Genomic DNA, 16,661 nt, shown 5'->3' with positions numbered 1-16,661 from the left:
CGCCTATTGCGCGTCCAGCGCCAGATAGCGGCGCGTCTGTACGATCTCTTCCCGCTCCTTGAAGCTGGTGAGCTGATCGGACAGCGCGCTGCTGTCGCCTGTCTGCCTGATCGCGGCGAGCGTGGCCTGCATGGCGTGGATGGCGGCGCGCTGCAGATCCGACGGTATGATCGCCAATCGGTAACCCATGGCCGCCAGGTCGGCCAGTGGAGTGAGCGGCGTCTTGCCGCCATAGAACATATTGATGAGCTTCAGGCCCGGCAAGCGCTCGGCGATGGCGCGAATCTGCTCCAGCGTCTCGGGTGCCTCCACGAAAATCATGTCCGCGCCCGCCTTCAAGTAGCGTTCGGCGCGAGACAGCGCGGCCTCGAAGCCTTCCACGGCGATCGCATCGGTGCGAGCGATGACCAAGGCGTCGGCATCGCTGAGGGTCTGGCGCGCGATGTGCACCTTGCGGCACATTTCCTCGGCGTCCACCAGGCTCTTGTCATCCAGATGGCCGCAGCGCTTGGGGAAGGACTGATCTTCGATATGGAAGGCGGCCACGCCGGCCCGTTCCATGATGCGCACGGTGCGCTCCACGTTGGCGGACCCGCCAAAACCGGTATCGGCATCAGCCACCACCGGCAGGCCGCTGGCGTCCACGATCTTCTCAACCCGGTCCATCACTTCGGTAAAGCTCAACAAACCGATGTCCGGATAGCCTGCGGCGCGCGCGATGGCCCCGCCACTGGCGTAGACGGCGGAAAAGCCCGCGGCCGCCACCAGGCGGGCTGACATGCCGTCATAGGCGCCGGGCGCCACGACAATGTCACGCGCCAGGTGCTGGCGCAGCAAAGTGCTGGATTTGAGGGGGGCAGTCATGCGGATTCCTTTGCGGAGGTCGTCGATGTATGCATGATCGGCGCCTCGCAATAGAATGTCCAATATATGGAAAATAGATAATTAATACTTTTAAAGTACAGATATGGAACTGCGCCACCTGCGCTATTTCGTCGCCACCGCCGAGGCCCAGCACTTCACGCGCGCCGCTGAACAGCTGGGCATGGCTCAGCCGCCGCTGTCGCAGCAGATCCGCCAGCTGGAACAGGAAGTCGGCACGCCGTTGTTCGACCGCAGCGGACGGGGTGTCGTGCTGAACGACGCCGGCCGCGCCTTTCTTGCCTGCGCCCAGGACATCCTCCAGCGCGCGGACGCCGCCGTACAGACTGCGCAGCGCGCCGCCCGCGGTGAAGTCGGCGAGCTGACGTTGGGGTTCACGGAGTCCGCGTCTTTCAGCGGCGTGGTGACCGAGCTGATCCGGCAATACCGGCAGCGGTATCCCGACGTGGAAATGACACTCTCGCAGGGGGATAGTGAAACGCTGGTGGCGCAACTGCGCAGCGGCGCGATCGACGCGGCCTTCGTGCGGCCGCCCTTCGCGCTTGATGGCGGCCTCGCGTTCACGCAATTGGTGGAAGAGCCGCTGGTGGTGGCGCTGCCGCTGGGGCATCCGCTGGCGCGGCGCAAGCGGCTCGCGCCCGCGGACCTGGAGCTGGAGCGCTTCATCCTGTATTCACGCAAGTCGGGCTACGGACTCAGCGCCGACATCATGGCGGCCTGCCGCCAACATGGCCTGAATCCGCAGATCGGCCAACGCGCGCCGCAACTGTCATCGGCCGTGAATCTGGTGGCAGCGGGCATGGGCGTGGCCGTCGTACCGGAGTCGCTGCGCCATCTGCGTCCTGACGGCGTCGTCTACCGCCCCTTCGCGCTGGACTGGCCGCGCGCGGTGTTGGGCCTGGCGGTGCGCCAGCAAGGCGCGGGCGGACGCGTGCGCAATCTGCTGGCCTTGGCGGGCGGCTGAAAGCTCGTGGCGGATCAACCTTCGTGCGATTCGTGCACGGCCACCGCGCCACGCTTCCAATAGCTGGCGGCACGTATGCGGGTCTTGTCGACGCCGTGCTGCATCACCATGATTTCCCGCACGGCCTTGGCAGCCGCGGATTCCGCGGCAACCCAGGCATAGCCTTCGCCAGGCGGCAACACCAGGTCGCGCGCCGCTTCCAGCAGCAAGGTGCTATACCCGGCCGCCGTGCCATTGCGGTGCAGCCAGCGTACGGAAGCCTGCGCCTGGGTCGCCAGCGGGATCTCGCTGGAGGCGTCTGGCACTTCGATCACCACCAGCGCCTGCGTCGTGGCCGGCAATTCTTCCAGGCGGCGCGCAATGGCGGGCAACGCGGTCTCGTCGCCAATCAGCACATGCCAGTCGAAGCCCTTGGGCACGACGAAAGAGCCACGCGGCCCGCCTATGCCCAGCAGTTGGCCGGGCCGCGCCTGTTCGGCCCAGGTAGAGGCAGGACCATCGCCGTGCAGGACGAAATCGATAACGAGTTCCTTGCGCGCCGCGTCGAAATAGCGCGGCGTGTAGTCGCGGGCGGCGGGCTTGGGCGCGTCGTCGGGAAACTTGATGCCATCCGCGCTGGCGACCGGCAGGACCGGCGGCAAGGAAGGATCGGCAGGGAAAAACAGCTTCACGTGGTCGTCGAACGAGGCGGACACGAAGTCCTCCAGCTCGTCGCCAGTGAAAGTAATGCGGGCCAGCAGGCCGGCAATGCGCTCGACATTGGCCACGGTCAGCGTGCGCATCTTCAGGTTGTGGCGGACGCGTTCGACATTCAGGTCGTTGCGGGTCATGGGAACTCCGGAAATGAGGTCATCAGGAACAGCTCTTGGCTGTGATTTCCGCGGTGGCGCGGGCCAGGATAGCCGCAATGCGCCGCTGCTCCGCGGGTGAGGCATCGGTGCGGTCCAGCAGCGCGCGCTTGAGCTCCTGGCGCGCCGCCACGAATTCCGGCAGCCAGCCGGTGGCGGTGTCCTCGCCTTCCGGGCCGACGCTGCGCGGCTGGCCGCTCCATGCCTGACGCATCCAGTCCATCTTGCGCGCCACGTGCTTGAGCTTGTTGAACATCAACGCCAGGCGTTCGCGGTTGCCCTCCAGATGGACGCGCCCCGGCTCCGCCAGGTGATAGCGCTTTTTCGCGCCCTCTTGTTCCACCGTGGCGTAGCCCAGCTCTTCCAGATAGGTCAGGGCGGGATACACCATGCCGGGGCTGGGCGTGTAGAAGCCGTTGCTAAGCGCGCCGAGGGCCTTGATCAGTTCGTAGCCATGGCTGGGGTTTTTTTCCAGCAACCCCAGCAGCATGAGCTGCAGATCGTCGGCAGAGACCTTGCGGCTGCGGGTCCAAGCGCGGCCGTCGTCGCCGAAGCCGCCCCCGAAGCCGCCGCCTTCGCCGTGCTCGCCGCCAGGACCCGAAAACCAGTCACCGCCCGCGGCGGCGTGGCGCTGATGGTGCGCATGGCCCTCGCCATGGTGGCGGTGGTGTTGTGCGTGGGAATGGGAATGGCCGTGGCGGCCCGGCTGCTTCTGGCGGGCACGGCGCACGAATGCGGTAAGAAATTGGGCATCACGCATGGTTGACCTCCGGTTTGTATCTTACGATATATATCTTACGATATACCCGTGAGCGTCCGGGCGTCAAGCGCGGCGTTCGATCATCCCTGCGGCGATACCGGTCACGATGAGCGCCATGCCCGTCAACAGCGAAGCGTTGACAGGCTCATGCAGGACCACGGCGGAACACAGCAGCCCGAATACCGGTACACCCAGCAGTCCAATGGACGTGACGCCCGCGGGCAACGACCGGTTCACGTTCACCGCGGCCCAGTGGGCCACCGCGATGCCGAACACGCCTGCATAGCCCAGCAGCCAACCCAGGTCCGCGTCCCAAGCCACCCGGGGCGCGCCTTCGGCGGCATAGGCCACGATGCACAACGCGGCGGAAGCCAGCAGCGCCTGCCAAAGCGCCAATTCAAAGGGCGGAGTCACCCAACGATGGGCGCGCACATAGACGATGTTGGCCGCCCAGCACAGCGCCGCCAGCAGGATCAGGCCATTGCCGTACAGCGCGTCGCGGTTGCTCCAGTCGAAGGCCAGGGGATTGAAAATAACGAGCACGCCCAGCAGACCCAGGACCAGCCCTGCCCGCCTGGCGCGCCTGACGGGTTCGCCCAGGAAGAGCCAGGCTCCCGGGATCACCCACAACGGCGTGGTGTAGGCCAGCACCGCCGACCGGCCCGCCGGCACGTACAACATGCCCAGGCTGACCAGCGCGGCAAAGGCGCCCATGTGCAGCAGCCCCACGCTGAGGATCACGGGGATGTCGACCTTGACCGGCCACGCCACGCGGCGCAGCGCCAGCCCCAGCGCCAGCAGCGCGGCAGTGCCCACGATGCTGCGCGCGGCCGCCGCCCAGATGGGCGTCATGTAGTCCAGCAGCAACTTGTTGACGATCCAGGTGAAGCCCCAGGCCAGCACCACCACGCACAGCAGCAGCAGGGCATGGCGGCGGGAAAGCGCATTGGAGGACATGAGCGGCAGGCCTGTCCGCTAGGACGCGGCAGTACGAAGAAGACCCGACTATAGGAGCCGGCCGTCATGCGTCCGTAGACCCACGGCGCGCCTATTCCCTGGTGCCACGCCCGGATTGCGGCGGAGAAGCCTGGCGGGTGCGGAGCCAGCGCTCAAAGGCCTCCGCCTTCGGTTCATCCGGCGCCGGCGCATAGACCACCAGCCGCAAGTGCCGGCTTTCGTCCACGGACAAGGTGGAATGCTCGAACGCCAAGGCCCCCAGCGGAGGCACCCGCAAGCTGCGCAGGCCCATGCAGGACCCATGCACATCGTGTACGCGCCACAGGGCCTTGAAGTCCGGCGACACCCGTTCGAGTTCGTCCACCAGTTCCGCCACGTCCGGCGCCTGTCCCGCGCTGGCGAAATCACGCCGGAAGGTGGAAAGCATGGCGGGCGCTTGAGCCTGCCAGTCCACGAACAGTTCGCGCATCGCCGGGTCCGCGAACAACATCCACAACAGGTTTCTGCGCCCCGCCGCCTGCGCCGAAAAATTGAACACGCGGTCCGCGGCGGCATTCCACACCACGACATCCCAGCGCAGGTTCAGGATGTAGGCGGGACGCGCCGGCAGATCGTCCATCAGGCGGCGCACCTGCCCAGGCACCGTGCACCATGTGCGCCCCGGTTCGGACGGCGGACGCTGGTGCGCCAGCAGGTAGAGGTGCCGGCGTTCTGCGGCGTCCAGTTTCAGGACGCGCGCGAGGTTTTCCAGAAAACCGGCCGACACACTGATGTTGCGCCCTTGTTCGAACCAGGTGTACCAGGCCAGGCCCACGCCAGCCAACGCGGCCACTTCCTCGCGGCGCAATCCCGGTGTGCGCCTGCGTCCCGCGGCGGGCAGTCCGAGTTGGGCGGGAGTCAGCCGTTCGCGGCGCAGGCGCAGGAACTCGGACAGGTCGGCGCGGGTGCGCTCCAGACGCTTGGGGGCTTCAGTCGCGGTCATGAGTCTATTGCACGTTGTAATAGCATAAACAGCTAAATTGTATAAGGCTAAAAGCCTCTCCAGAATAGCGCTCATCCTGACTCCGATGGCGCTTTCCATGACTTCCTCGACGCTCCTCCGCCCTGGTCTCCGGGCCCAATCACAGCCCGCGATGGGCCGGCTGGGCCTGGCCGTGCTGCTGTCCGGCGGCTTTATTACGATCTTCGATCTGTTCGTCGTAAACGTTGCCATACCGAGCATGCAGTCCACCTTGTCTGCCAGCTTCGCGCAGATCAGCTTCATCATCGCGGCCTACGAATTGGCCTATGGCGTATTCCTGATCGCCGGCAGCCGGCTGGGCGACCGCCACGGGCGGCGGCGACTGTTCATGCTGGGCATGGCCGCGTTCGCGCTGGCCTCGGCGCTATGCGGACTGGCCCCCACGGCCGACGCACTGATCGCCGCGCGCATCCTGCAAGGCATGGCGGCGGCCATGCTGTTTCCCCAGGTGTACGCGCTGATCCGCGTCAGCTATCAAGGTCATGAGCGGCGCCGCGCGTTCGGCCTATTGGGCATGACCCTGGGCTTGGCGGCCATTGCCGGACAGGTGCTGGGCGGCTGGATCGTTCATGCCGACCTGTTTGGCCTGGCATGGCGCAGCATCTTCCTGATCAACGTGCCGCTGGGCTTGCTGGCGTGGCGGCTGGCGCGCCATATCCCGGAATCGCGCGAGCCTGCGAGTGCCGCGATGGACTGGCCCGGCGCGGCGCTGGTGGGCGCCGGCCTGGCCTTGCTGCTGCTGGCACTGATCGAAGGCCCGCCGCGGCACTGGCCGGCATGGACAGTGTCTTGCGGCGTGGCGGCTGCTGCCACGCTGGCGCTGTTCGTCCATCTGCAACGCGGCATCGCCGCCCGCGGCGGCGCTCCGCTGGTGGACATGGCCTTGCTGGCCCAGCCGCGCTTCGCGGCGGGTTGCCTGCTGGTGATGCTGGTGTTCTCGACCGCGAGCGCAATGTTTCTTTGCTACGCGCTGCTGGTGCAGACAGGCTTCGGGCTGGACGCCCTGACGGCGGGCCTGATCTTTGCGCCCGCCAGCGTGGGCTTCGTAGCGGGATCGCTGGCGGCGCCGCGCCTGGTCGCAAGCTTCGGCACGCGCGCCATCGCGGTAGCCGCGCTGTTGTACGGCGGCGCGACGGCAACGTTGATGCTGCAGGTGGATGCGGCCGGCGCGAGTCTGGCCCCGTGGTCATTGTTGCCGGCGCTGGTGTGGCTGGGCGCCGCCCAGGGCGCCGTCAATACGCCGCTGGTGAACCTGGCGCTGGGCCTGGTGGACGACCGCCAGGCCGGCATGGCCGCGGGCGTGGTGTCGACTCTGCAGCAAGTGGGTGCGGCGCTGGGGGTGTCGGCCGCAGGCCTGCTGTTTTCCGGCACGCTGGCCGCGCATGCCGATGTCAGCGCCGCAGAACGGCATGCGCGCGCATTCGCCAGCGCCATGCAGTTCAACGTTGCCGCGATCCTGGCTGCGTCGGCCATCCTGTGGTGGCTGGGCCGGCGCGCGCGGGCGACCGGCCCAGGCCGGGAGCCGTCGTAAGTTCAGACGATCGACGTGAGCGGCACGCCCGGCTGGCTTGCCGAGCGCGTGCCCGCCACGGGATGGCAGGATTGCGGGTGATACGTGTGCACCACCGACAGCTTCACGCGGTCGCTGCTATTGCCCTGGGCCGCGTGCAAGGTGCGGCAATGGAAGAACACCACGTCGCCCGCCTGCAACTCGGGGCAGACCGCGCGAGCGATCCACTCGGCATTCCCGGGCGCGTCGTCGCGGAAGAACTTCTGCTCGTCGTATTGCTCGGGCGCGAAAGCTGCCGCGTGCGACCCCGGGATGAAAGACAACCCGCCATTGGCGCGGGTTTCCGGCCCCAGCGCCAGCCAACAGGACACCAGGTCCGTGTCGGAAAACGACCAATAGCGGATGTCCTGGTGCCAGCCCGTGAGACTGCCGTAGGCGGGGTGCTTGGTCATCACACAGTTGTGGTGCACGGTGGACAGCACGGGCGTTTCACCGAAGTAGCGCCCCAGCCACTGGCCTATGCGCGTGTCGGTGGCCCATTGCGCGAACAGCGGGTCGCGGGCATAGGCGTTCAGGAGGCGGCGCACGGTCAGCCCGCCTTCAGCGGCGCGCGATTCGGGCGCGCCGGGATAGCGCAGATCCGCTTCGTATTCGATGGGCGCGATATGCTCGCGCAAATGGCGCTCGGCCACGGCGCGCAGCGCCGATACTTGTTCCGGGCTGGCGAACTGGCGCGCCACCACGAAGCCCTGCTCTCGCAGGACGGCTATCTGATCATCAGGCAACAACCCGGACATCTCGATCCTCACACCCCGCGGCGTAAGCTGCAAAGCGTCTGCGAATGCGCAGGCGCGCACCGGACCAGGGCCGGCATACGCGGGGACGGCTAGATTACCAAAACGCGCTCAGGGCTTGCGCCAAGCCCGCGCTGCGCGCATGGCATTCAAGCGGCCGGAGGCTGGGCGGGCGGATTGATGCGGGCGGCGTCGCGTTCCTGTACTTCGTGGTGCACCCATTCGCGCCATACCGCCACCAGCAGGGCCATCAGCACCGGCCCCACGAACAGCCCGACGATGCCCATCGTCTTGACGCCCCCCACCAGGCCGAAGAAGGTCGGCAGGAAAGGCAGCTTGACCGGCCCGCCCACCAGCCGCGGGCGCAGGGTCTTGTCGACGATGAAGAGTTCCACGCTGCCCCAGACCATCAGCGCGATGCCCGCCACCAGGTGGCCGGAGCCCACCAGGTACAGCGACACCAGGGTGAAGGACAACGGCGCGCCGCCGGGTATCAGGGCCATGAAGCCCGTGACCACGCCCAGCAGCACGGGCGATGGCACGCCGGCCACCCAATAGGCGATGCCCAGCACCACGCCTTCGCCCAGGGCGATCAGGCCCATGCCGGTAACGGTGGAGTTGATGGTGGCCGGCACCACGCGCGAGAACCGTTGCCACCGCGCGGGCAGGATGCGTTCGCCCAGCACGTCCAGCTGCGCCACCATGCGGATGCCGTCCTTGTAGACGAAGAACAGCGTGATCAGCATGAAGAGGACGGTCAGCAGCAACTGGAACACGTTGCCCGTGGCGGCCAGGACCATGCGGTAGATATTGCCCAGATGCTCGCCGCTGACGGCCTCGACCAGCGCGCCCAACGCGTGGGGCTGGCCGATATAGTTTTCCCAGTACTGGCCCAGGCGCTCGCCCACGACGGGCATGGAGGTGATCCAGTTGGGCACGGCCACGCCGTGGCGGTTGGCCGCGATCGCCCAGGCGAAGAACGCACTGGCTTCCTTGATGGCGTAGGACAGCGCCAACGACATCGGCACGATCAGCACGACGATCACGACCAGCAGCGCCAATGAGGCTGCCAGCGCAGTGCGGCCGCCGCAACGCGCGACCAGGCGTTGGTACAGCGGCCAACTGGCCAGGCCGATGATGAGCGCCGCAAGCGCGGGGACGAGGAAACCGCTAAGGAAGTACACCCCCGCCAACAGCACGAGCAACAAAAGCCAACGGGCGATCAGGTAAGCGGGTAGTACAGGCTGCATGGAGCGGATCGACAGTAAGTGCGTTGTAGGCTTTGACTGTCGGACTATACAGACGTTTCATGCAATTCGAGGGACACAAGGCCTGTATTTACTACGGGGTTTCCCGTGTTCCCCTGGGTGGAGGGCGGTTCCGCCCCCCACGCCAGACGCTCACAAAGCGTATTCCGCGGCCTCTTCGCGGGCGCTGCGGCGGCGCGGCTGCATGTATTCCAGAACCGGCTGCTTGGGGGCAGTCGAGGCCAGCGTGCTTGCCTGGCTGATCTGGCGCGCATAAACGCTGCAGCTGGCGGCGGCCGGGTCGGTCTCGTCGCGGCCGCTCAAGAGCGGGCAGCTGGCGAACAGCTCGGCGGCCCAATCGGTGAAGGCGCGCACCTTGGGCGACAACTGGCGGCTTTGCGGATACAGCACCGAAATCGCCGTGGGGCTGGGCTTCCATTGCGGCAGCACTTCGATGAGCTCGCCTGACTGCAGATGCGGCAGCGCCATGTAGCGCGGGGTCTGGATCAGGCCAAAGCCTTTCAGTCCGCAATCCAGGTAGGCGCCGGACTCGTTCACGGACACCACGCCTTTCATTTCGACTTCCTGGTGTTTACCGTCCACCCGGAAATCCCAGGCGCAATTGCGTCCGGTGCGGCTGGAGAAATAGTGCACGGCGTGGTGGTCGCGCAGTTCGTCGATGCTCTGCGGCAGGCCATGGCGCGCCACATAGGTGGGCGAGGCGCAGGTCACGCTCTGCAGGGTACCGATGCGGCGCGCGACCAGGCTGGAATCCTCCAGGTCGCCGGCGCGGATCACGCAGTCCACGGCCTCCTGCACCATGTCCACCGGACGGTCGCCCAGACCCAGCACCAGTTCCACGTCGGGATACTTGTCGTGGAAATCACACAATGAGGGGATCAGGATCAGCCGCCCGATGCAAGTGGGCACGTCGATGCGCAAGCGTCCCTTCAGACGCAGGGCCGCTTCCTGGAAGCAGGCCTCGGTTTCCTCGACGTCCGCGAGAATGCGCACGCAGTGCTGGTAATAGCCGGCGCCGTCCGGCGTCAGGCCGATCCGGCGCGTCGTGCGATTGAGCAGGCGCACGCCCAGCAGGCGCTCCAGGTTCTGAATGATGGTGGTAACGGTGGTGCGCGGGAGCGAGAGGCTGTCGGCCGCCCGGGTGAAGCTATTGGCGTCCACGACGCGCACAAACACCTGCATAGCCTGAAAACGGTCCATGGCGACGGTGTCCTTTGGGGAAATAGTCGGTGTGGACGGAGCATAACCCGATTTCGACGTTGATTAGTCGATCTTGGCGACTAGTGTTGCCGAAACATACGGGTTTATCCGACCCCGTAAACCGCTCAGAATGCAAACCATCTTGAAGTGCCCTTGCCGCCAGGCGCCGCCAAAGGGCATGCCTACCCTCAGATTCCGGTAACTGCAAAGACCCGCCCCGATCAGGCGCCTTTGCCTGGGATGCGCAGCAGTATTGCATGTTGCATCGCAGCATTTACGCCGGGTCCTCAGGACAGGCCTGCCCTGGACCGCCACAGCCGCCTCCCGCCCCCAGGCTCTCACAGGCAAGCGCGCTTTCGCCCCATCATTTCTCAAGGAAACATCATGGTTTCGCGCAATCGTATTGCTGTGCTCGCCGTATTTGCAGCCGTCATCGCCGCCGGTGGCGGATACGCCCTGTTCCGCGCCCCCGCAGGCGCCAACGCCGCCCAGGCGCAAACCGCCCCCGCCGCCCCGCCGGTCGAGGTGGCCGAGGTCCTGAACAAGACCATTGTGGACTGGCAGCGTTACTCCGGCCGCCTGGAAGCCATCGACCGCGTCGACATCCGCCCGCTGGTATCTGGCACCCTCACCGCCGTGCACTTCCAGGACGGCAGCATCGTCAAGAAGGGCGACGTGCTGTTCACCATCGACCCCCGCCCCTATGCCGCCGAGGTGGACCGCGCCGCCGCCGCCCTGACCGCCGCCCGCGCCCGCGCCTCGTACACCGCCAGCGAACTGGCCCGCGGCCAGCGCCTGCTGACCGACAACGCCATCGCCCGCCGCGATTTCGAGGAAAAGCAGAACGCCGCGCGCGAGGCGGCCGCCAATCTGCAGGGCGCGCAAGCCGCGTTGGACTACGCCAAGCTGAACCTCGGCTACACCCGCATCGAGGCGCCCGTTTCCGGCCGCGTATCCCGCGCCGAGGTCACCGTGGGCAACGTGGTGGCCGCCGGCGCCGCATCGGTGCCCCTGACCCGGCTGGTATCGGTATCCAAGATGTACGCGTCCTTCGACGTCGACGAACAGACCTTCCTGCGCTACGTGAACCCCGCGCGCAATGGCCGTGCCGGTTCCGTGCCCGTTGAGCTGGGCCTGGCCAACGAGGAAGGCTATTCGCGTACCGGCGTCGTGCAGTCGGTGGACAACCGCCTGGACACGACCTCCGGCACGATCCGTGTGCGGGCCGAATTCGACAACAGCGATGGCCTGCTGCTGCCCGGCCTGTACGCCCGCGTGCGCCTGGGCGGCAGCGAACCGCGTCAGGCCGTGCTGATCGACGAAAAGGCCATCGGCACGGATCAGGACAAGCGCTATGTGCTGGTGCTGGACGATAAAAACCATGCCGTCTACCGCCAGGTGAAGCTGGGCGCCAACCAGGAAGGCCTGCGCGTGGTCGATTCCGGCCTGGCCGCCGGCGAGCGCATCGTCGTCAACGGCCTGCAGCGCATCCGTCCCGGCGATGCCGTGACGCCCACCGTCGTCCCCATGGTTGCGGCCCAACGCAACCCGGTCAAGACCGCTTCGGCTGCCCTGAACTGAGCCGGCGCGTCTAACGAGAACGTCCATGAATATCTCGAAATTCTTCATCGACCGGCCGATCTTCGCCGGCGTGCTTTCGATCCTGGTGTTGCTGGCGGGCATACTGGCCATGTTCCAGCTGCCCATTTCCGAGTACCCGGAAGTGGTGCCGCCGTCGGTGGTGGTGCGCGCGCAGTATCCGGGCGCCAACCCCAAGGTCATCGCCGAAACCGTGGCCTCGCCGCTGGAGGAGTCCATCAACGGCGTCGAGGACATGCTGTACATGCAGTCGCAGGCCAATAGCGACGGCAACCTGACGCTGACGGTGAACTTCAAGCTGGGCGTGGATCCCGACAAGGCCCAGCAGCTGGTGCAGAACCGCGTGTCGCAAGCGCTGCCGCGCCTGCCGCCGGACGTGCAGCGACTGGGCGTGACCACGGCCAAGAGCTCGCCCACGCTGACGCTGGTGGTGCACCTGATCTCGCCCAACGACCGCTACGACATCACCTACCTGCGCAACTACGCCATCCTCAACGTGAAGGACCGCCTGGCCCGCATCACGGGCGTGGGCGAAGTGACGGTGTGGGGCTCGGGCAACTACTCCATGCGCGTCTGGCTGGACCCGCAGAAGGTCGCCCAGCGCGGCATGACCGCCACCGAAGTCGTCAACGCCATCCGCGAACAGAACGTGCAGGTCGCCGCCGGCGTCATCGGCGCCTCGCCCACGCTGGGCGACGTGCCGCTGCAACTGAACGTGAACGCGCGCGGCCGCCTGCAGACCGAGGAAGAGTTCCGCGACATCATCCTGAAGACCTCGCCGGACGGTGCGGTCACGCATCTGTCGGACGTGGCGCGCGTCGAACTCGACGCGCAGGAATATGGCCTGCGCTCGCTGCTGGACAACAAGCAGGCGGTGGGCATGGGCATCATGCAATCGCCCGGCGCCAACGCGCTGGACGTGTCCACCAAGGTGCGCGCGGCCATGGCCGAACTCGCCCAGGATTTCCCCCCGGGCGTCGAGTACCGCATCGAGTACGACCCCACCCAGTTCGTCAGCGCCAGTATCGAGGCGGTGGTTCACACGCTGCTGGAAGCGATCGCGCTGGTGGTGCTGGTGGTGATCCTGTTCCTGCAGACCTGGCGCGCGTCCATCATTCCGCTGCTGGCCGTGCCGGTGTCCATCGTCGGCACCTTCGCGCTGCTCTTGATCTTCGGCTATTCCATCAATGCGCTGTCGCTCTTCGGCATGGTGCTGGCCATCGGCATCGTGGTGGACGACGCCATCGTGGTGGTGGAGAACGTCGAACGCAACATCGCGGCAGGATTGAGTCCACGCGACGCGACCTATCGCGCCATGCGCGAAGTCAGCGGCCCCATCATCGCCATTGCGCTGACGCTGTGCGCGGTGTTCGTGCCCCTGGCCTTCATGACGGGCCTGACCGGCCAGTTCTACAAGCAGTTCGCCATGACCATCGCCATCTCGACGGTGATCTCGGCCTTTAACTCGCTGACCCTGTCGCCGGCCCTGTCCGCCATCCTGCTCAAGGGCCACCACGAGAAGCCGGACTGGCTGACCCGCGGCATGAACCGCGTCTTCGGCCGCTTCTTCAACTGGTTCAACAACATGTTCGGCCGCGCTTCCGAGTCCTACGGCACGGGCGTGTCCAGCGTGATCCGCCGCAAGGCGGGCGCCATGGGCGTGTACGCCGTGCTGGTGGCCGCGACCATCGGCATTTCCTACCTGGTGCCCGGCGGCTTCGTGCCGGCGCAGGACAAGCAATACCTGATCGGCTTCACCCAGCTGCCCAACGGCGCCTCGCTGGACCGCACCGACGCCGTGATCCGCCGCATGAGCGATATCGCCCTGCAGGAACCCGGCGTGCAAAGCGCCATCGCCTTCCCGGGCCTGTCGATCAACGGCTTCACCAACAGCTCCAGCGCCGGCATCGTGTTCGTGATGCTCAAGCCCTTCAACGAGCGCAAGGGCGCCGCGCTGTCGGGCAATGCCATCGCGGGCTCGCTGAACCAGAAGTTCGCCGCCATCCAGGATGCGTTCATCGCCGTGTTCCCGCCGCCGCCCGTCATGGGCCTGGGCACCCTGGGCGGCTTCAAGTTCCAGATCGAAGACCGCAGCGCCGCCGGCTACGCCGAGCTGGACCGTGCCAAGGCTGCCTTCCTGGCCAAGGCTCGCCAGACCCCCGAGCTCGGCCCGGCTTTCTCCAGCTACGAGATCAACGTGCCGCAGCTGGACGTGGACCTGGACCGCGTCAAGGCCAAGCAGTTGGGCGTGCCGGTGACGGAAGTGTTCGACACCATGCAGATCTACCTGGGCTCGATGTACGTCAACGACTTCAACCGTTTCGGCCGCGTCTTCCAGGTGCGGGCGCAGGCGGACGCGCAATTCCGCGCGCACGCCGACGACATCCTGCAGCTCAAGACCCGCAACGTCGCCGGCGAAATGGTGCCGCTGTCCTCGCTGGTCACCGTCAACCAGACCTTCGGGCCGGAAATGGTGGTGCGCTACAACGGCTACACCGCCGCCGACATCAACGGCGGCCCGGCACCGGGCTACTCATCCGACCAGGCCCAGGCCGCGGCCGAACGCGTGGCCGCCGAGACCCTGCCGCGCGGCATGAAGATGGAATGGACCGACCTGACCTACCAGCAGATCCTGGCAGGCAACGCCGGCCTGTGGGTGTTCCCCATCAGTGTGCTGCTGGTGTTCCTGGTGCTGGCCGCGCTGTACGAAAGCCTGACCTTGCCGCTGGCCGTGATCCTGATCGTGCCGATGAGCATCCTGGCCGCGCTGACGGGGGTCTACCTGACCGGCAACGACAACAACATCTTCACGCAGATCGGCTTGATGGTGCTGGTGGGCCTGTCGGCAAAGAACGCGATTCTTATCGTGGAATTCGCCCGCGAACTGGAGATGAATGGCCGCGGTCCGCTGGAAGCCGCCATCGAAGCCAGCCGCCTGCGCCTGCGCCCCATCCTGATGACGTCCATCGCGTTCATCATGGGCGTGGTGCCGCTGGTGCTGTCCTCGGGCGCCGGCTCTGAAATGCGCCACGCCATGGGGGTGGCCGTGTTCTTCGGCATGTTGGGCGTGACCCTGTTCGGCCTGTTCCTGACTCCGGTGTTCTATGTGCTGCTGCGCACGCTGGGCGGCAAGAAGCTGCACTCCGCCGCGCCGCACGAAGCTCCGGTGTGCATGCCGCACCTGGACCCGAATGCGCCGCCCGCCACGCAGCACAACGCCTGACCCCGCGGGCCGGAAATAGCATAGCCAGCGCCTCCCGCCCCGGCGGCGGGAGGCGCCCACAAGAGAATAGTCATCATGATCAAAAGACTTACCCGCGGTTCCGCCCTGCTTGCCGTCCTGCTCGTGCTGGCCGGCTGCGCGGTGGGCCCCACCTACGAACGGCCTTCGGCCGCGGTCCCCGCGGCATTCAAGGAAGCCGCCCTGCCCGCCTCCGAAGCCGGCACCTGGAAAACCGCCGAGCCGTCGGAAGACGCGCTGCGCGGCGCCTGGTGGAAAGTGTTCGGCGACGAAGGCCTGAACCAGTTGCAGGAAGAAGCCCAGAAGGCCAACCAGAACCTCCAGGCCGCAGCTGCCCGCCTGACCCAGTCCCGCGCGTTGCAGCGCGAGGCCCGCGCAGGCTTCTTCCCCAACCTGGACGCCGCCTTCGGCCCCAACCGGCAGCGCCCCTCGGCCGTGTCGCAGGGGCTGCCCGACGGCACCTCGACCAGCCCGGTGACGACTTGGCGCGCCCAAGGCGCCGTGTCCTACGAGGCCGACCTGTTCGGCCGAGTAGCCTCCACCTATGACGCCGCCAGCGCCGACGCGCAGCAAAGCGAAGCGCTGTACCGTTCCGTCTTGCTGGCGTTGCAAGCCGACGTCGCCACCACCTACTTCCTGGTCCGCGAACAGGACGCCGAATCGCAGCTCTACCGCCAGACAGTCAAGCTGCGCACCGACACCCTCCAGTTGATCCAGCGCCGCTACGATGCCGGCGACATCAGCGAACTCGACCTGGCTCGCGCCAAGGCCGAACTCGCCAGCGCGCAGTCCGAGGCCCTGGGCATCGACCGCCGCCGCGCCGCCTCCGAACACGCCCTGGCCGTGTTGCTGGGCCGCGCGCCCGCGGACTTCGCCATGCCCGAGCAACCTATCCAGAAGGTCGCCCTGTCCATCCCGGCCGGCCTGCCGTCCACGCTGCTGGAACGCCGTCCCGACATTGCTGCCGCTGAACGCGCCATGGCCGCCGCCAACGCCCGCGTGGGCGCGGCCAAGTCCGCCTTCTTCCCGCGCCTGGACATCACCGGTGCCTTCGGCTACGAGTCATCGGAACTCGGCAACCTGTTCCAGTGGTCCAGCCGCACCTTCCTGCTGGGTCCGCTGGTCGGCGCCGCGCTGTCCATGCCCATCTTCGACGGCGGCCGCCGCCAGGCCGGCCTGGACCGCGCCCGAGCCGTTTATGAAGAAGATGTCGCCGTCTACCGCCAGACCGTGCTGAATGCCTTCCGCGAAGTGGAGGACAACTTGGCCAATCTGCGCATCCTGGCCGACCAGACCAAGGCGCAAGACGCCGCCGTCGACGCCGCCGCCCGCGCCGCCAAGCTTTCGCATACGCAGTATCGAGAAGGCTCCATCAGCTACCTCGACGTAATCGAAGCCGACCGCAGCGTGCTGCTGCAGCAACGCGTCGCCGTGCAGCTCAGTGGCGAACAAGCGCGTTCGGCCGTAGGCCTGATCCGCGCTATCGGCGGCGGCTGGGAAAACCCCGTGCCGCCGGAGACGGTGGCGGCGAAGTAAGCGCAATCGCAAGAAAAAGCCTAAGCCCCAAAAGGCCGCCCGCGCGGCAGGCCTGGGGCGGGGCCCGCATGACACGCCACC

The 16,661-nt window shown here is 66.8% G+C and carries 13 protein-coding genes; 5 read left to right on the top strand and 8 right to left on the bottom strand.

The features are described 5' to 3' along the window. Positions 1-3 precede the first annotated feature (3 nt). A complete protein-coding gene (locus VCS63_RS05930; protein WP_042795410.1) occupies positions 4-864 on the bottom strand; it encodes an isocitrate lyase/PEP mutase family protein in 861 nt (286 codons plus the stop codon). A gap of 103 nt (positions 865-967) precedes the next feature. Here VCS63_RS05930 and VCS63_RS05925 point away from each other — a divergent pair, with 103 nt between their 5' ends. Continuing rightward, the gene (locus VCS63_RS05925) at positions 968-1,846 is read left to right on the top strand and encodes a LysR family transcriptional regulator (protein WP_042795411.1); all 879 of its coding nucleotides are present in this window, start codon (positions 968-970) and stop codon (positions 1,844-1,846) included. Positions 1,847-1,860: 14 nt separating this feature from the next. Here VCS63_RS05925 and VCS63_RS05920 read toward each other — a convergent pair whose 3' ends face one another. From VCS63_RS05920 to VCS63_RS05905, 4 genes are all read right to left on the bottom strand, one after another. After that, entirely contained in the window at positions 1,861-2,676 is an 816-nt protein-coding gene (locus tag VCS63_RS05920) for a siderophore-interacting protein (RefSeq protein ID WP_323878856.1), read from the bottom strand. A 22-nt stretch (positions 2,677-2,698) separates the two neighbouring features. Then, positions 2,699-3,454, bottom strand: a complete 756-nt coding sequence (locus VCS63_RS05915) for a PadR family transcriptional regulator (RefSeq protein ID WP_063961549.1) — start codon at positions 3,452-3,454, stop codon at positions 2,699-2,701. A gap of 63 nt (positions 3,455-3,517) precedes the next feature. Beyond that, positions 3,518-4,411, bottom strand: a complete 894-nt coding sequence (locus tag VCS63_RS05910; RefSeq protein ID WP_323878853.1) for a DMT family transporter — start codon at positions 4,409-4,411, stop codon at positions 3,518-3,520. A 91-nt stretch (positions 4,412-4,502) separates the two neighbouring features. Continuing rightward, complete coding sequence (locus tag VCS63_RS05905) at positions 4,503-5,393, bottom strand: helix-turn-helix transcriptional regulator (protein ID WP_063961547.1); 891 nt, start codon at positions 5,391-5,393, stop codon at positions 4,503-4,505. Positions 5,394-5,544: 151 nt separating this feature from the next. On the opposite strand from VCS63_RS05905, the gene VCS63_RS05900 reads away from it, so the two are divergent. Continuing rightward, a complete protein-coding gene (locus tag VCS63_RS05900) occupies positions 5,545-6,963 on the top strand; it encodes an MFS transporter (protein ID WP_323878851.1) in 1,419 nt (472 codons plus the stop codon). A 2-nt stretch (positions 6,964-6,965) separates the two neighbouring features. On the opposite strand, the gene VCS63_RS05895 is transcribed toward VCS63_RS05900, so the two are convergent. The 3 genes from VCS63_RS05895 to VCS63_RS05885 all read right to left on the bottom strand — a co-directional run bounded on the left by VCS63_RS05895 (position 6,966) and on the right by VCS63_RS05885 (position 10,204). Further along, positions 6,966-7,739: a phytanoyl-CoA dioxygenase family protein gene (locus VCS63_RS05895; protein ID WP_149063572.1), complete on the bottom strand. Its 774-nt coding sequence runs from the start codon at positions 7,737-7,739 to the stop codon at positions 6,966-6,968. Between the two features lie 146 nt (positions 7,740-7,885). Further along, positions 7,886-8,986 carry an AI-2E family transporter gene (locus VCS63_RS05890; protein WP_042795418.1) on the bottom strand — a complete coding sequence of 367 codons (1,101 nt, stop codon included), beginning with the start codon at positions 8,984-8,986 and terminating at the stop codon, positions 7,886-7,888. 150 nt (positions 8,987-9,136) lie between these two features. Continuing rightward, the gene (locus VCS63_RS05885; protein WP_042795419.1) at positions 9,137-10,204 is read right to left on the bottom strand and encodes a LysR family transcriptional regulator; all 1,068 of its coding nucleotides are present in this window, start codon (positions 10,202-10,204) and stop codon (positions 9,137-9,139) included. 384 nt (positions 10,205-10,588) lie between these two features. Between VCS63_RS05885 and VCS63_RS05880 the strand changes: the two genes are divergently transcribed. The 3 genes from VCS63_RS05880 to VCS63_RS05870 all read left to right on the top strand — a co-directional run bounded on the left by VCS63_RS05880 (position 10,589) and on the right by VCS63_RS05870 (position 16,580). Further along, positions 10,589-11,785: an efflux RND transporter periplasmic adaptor subunit gene (locus tag VCS63_RS05880; protein WP_082884481.1), complete on the top strand. Its 1,197-nt coding sequence runs from the start codon at positions 10,589-10,591 to the stop codon at positions 11,783-11,785. 25 nt (positions 11,786-11,810) lie between these two features. Then, positions 11,811-15,026 (top strand): efflux RND transporter permease subunit, encoded by a 3,216-nt coding sequence (locus VCS63_RS05875; protein WP_063639399.1) that lies wholly within the window; start codon positions 11,811-11,813, stop codon positions 15,024-15,026. A gap of 75 nt (positions 15,027-15,101) precedes the next feature. Further along, positions 15,102-16,580, top strand: coding sequence for an efflux transporter outer membrane subunit (locus VCS63_RS05870; RefSeq protein ID WP_042795420.1), 1,479 nt, complete (start codon positions 15,102-15,104; stop codon positions 16,578-16,580). The last annotated feature ends 81 nt before the right edge of the window (positions 16,581-16,661 follow it).

The sequence above is a fragment of the Achromobacter sp. D10 genome, assembly GCF_035282245.1.
Lineage (GTDB): Bacteria > Pseudomonadota > Gammaproteobacteria > Burkholderiales > Burkholderiaceae_B > Achromobacter > Achromobacter insolitus.
Note: the sequence above shows the minus strand (reverse complement) of the source record. Positions and strands in the feature narration are given on the sequence as shown.

Excerpts from the sequence above, each read along its gene's own strand:
- VCS63_RS05930 (WP_042795410.1), bottom strand. The coding sequence starts at position 864 with ATGACTGCCCCCCTCAAATCCAGCACTTTGCTGCGCCAGCACCTGGCG.
- VCS63_RS05925 (WP_042795411.1), top strand. The coding sequence starts at position 968 with ATGGAACTGCGCCACCTGCGCTATTTCGTCGCCACCGCCGAGGCCCAG.
- VCS63_RS05920 (WP_323878856.1), bottom strand. The coding sequence starts at position 2,676 with ATGACCCGCAACGACCTGAATGTCGAACGCGTCCGCCACAACCTGAAG.
- VCS63_RS05915 (WP_063961549.1), bottom strand. The coding sequence starts at position 3,454 with ATGCGTGATGCCCAATTTCTTACCGCATTCGTGCGCCGTGCCCGCCAG.
- VCS63_RS05910 (WP_323878853.1), bottom strand. The coding sequence starts at position 4,411 with ATGTCCTCCAATGCGCTTTCCCGCCGCCATGCCCTGCTGCTGCTGTGC.
- VCS63_RS05905 (WP_063961547.1), bottom strand. The coding sequence starts at position 5,393 with ATGACCGCGACTGAAGCCCCCAAGCGTCTGGAGCGCACCCGCGCCGAC.
- VCS63_RS05900 (WP_323878851.1), top strand. The coding sequence starts at position 5,545 with ATGGGCCGGCTGGGCCTGGCCGTGCTGCTGTCCGGCGGCTTTATTACG.
- VCS63_RS05895 (WP_149063572.1), bottom strand. The coding sequence starts at position 7,739 with ATGTCCGGGTTGTTGCCTGATGATCAGATAGCCGTCCTGCGAGAGCAG.
- VCS63_RS05890 (WP_042795418.1), bottom strand. The coding sequence starts at position 8,986 with ATGCAGCCTGTACTACCCGCTTACCTGATCGCCCGTTGGCTTTTGTTG.
- VCS63_RS05885 (WP_042795419.1), bottom strand. The coding sequence starts at position 10,204 with ATGGACCGTTTTCAGGCTATGCAGGTGTTTGTGCGCGTCGTGGACGCC.
- VCS63_RS05880 (WP_082884481.1), top strand. The coding sequence starts at position 10,589 with ATGGTTTCGCGCAATCGTATTGCTGTGCTCGCCGTATTTGCAGCCGTC.
- VCS63_RS05875 (WP_063639399.1), top strand. The coding sequence starts at position 11,811 with ATGAATATCTCGAAATTCTTCATCGACCGGCCGATCTTCGCCGGCGTG.
- VCS63_RS05870 (WP_042795420.1), top strand. The coding sequence starts at position 15,102 with ATGATCAAAAGACTTACCCGCGGTTCCGCCCTGCTTGCCGTCCTGCTC.